This is a genomic window from Frankia sp. CoWAU3 (assembly GCF_977971855.1).
Window position 1 is genome coordinate 7,576 of record NZ_CDWWXB010000125.1, and the last position, 771, is coordinate 8,346.

Sequence of the window (771 nt, forward strand, 5' to 3'; positions counted from 1 at the left end):
GTTCCACCCCGTGCCCCCGCCCCTTGGTGACCACAGTCTCCAGAGCGAGGTCCGCGGCGAGCGCGCTGGCGAGGACGTCACGAACACGTTCGGTCGTAGCAGTGGCGACGGGGTTGACGACCAACAGCCCTCGCATGCCTCCACCGTAGTCCGCCCGGTCATCCGGGTCGCCGGCTGGGAAAACTCTCACACCGTTGGAATCCGGCGGGCACCTCGCGAAGTGCGACGGGTGATGGCGCGGTGGACACCGTCCGGAGGGTCCCCGGGGGCACCGGTCGACGGCCCCGGGAACGCGGACGGCCCCGGGAACGTAGTGTCAGGGATATGGGATCCACGAGTCATCCCGATCAGCCGGCGGCCGGCCGCTTCGGCACGCTGCGGCAGGCTGCTCGCGCGGCGTCCGTGCCCACTCGGGTGGCGTCCGTCCTGCTCGCCATCGAGGCGCTGACCCTGCTGGCCCTCGGAATCCTGCAGGTGCTGCGCGGCTTCGGGCCGGACATTGACGACATGGGTCGTGCTGAGAGCGGTGGGGTGCTCGCCATCGTCGGCGGGCTCGGTGTGGCGGTCCTCGCGGGGGGCGTGCTGCGTAACGGCGCATCCTTCCGCTCGCCCACCTTGGTCGTGCAGATCCTGTGCCTGCCGGTGGCGTGGGGGCTGGTGCAGTCCGGCCGCTACGGCTACGGCATCCCGCTGCTCGTCGTGCCCCTTGTCATCGTCGTCGCGTTGCTGCTGGCCGGTGGGCTCGGGCCGGTGGTCCCGCCTCGGCGCGGC

1 protein-coding gene and 1 pseudogene are annotated in these 771 nt (G+C 71.7%); one reads left to right on the top strand and one right to left on the bottom strand.

The window, feature by feature from the left end:
- Nucleotides 1-136: pseudogene (locus AC08ON_RS12035) on the bottom strand (diacylglycerol/lipid kinase family protein); the annotation flags it as partial.
- 188 nt (nt 137-324) lie between these two features.
- Between AC08ON_RS12035 and AC08ON_RS12040 the strand changes: the two are divergent.
- A partial coding sequence (locus AC08ON_RS12040) for a hypothetical protein (RefSeq protein WP_476616977.1) occupies nt 325-771 on the top strand: 447 nt, incomplete at its 3' end.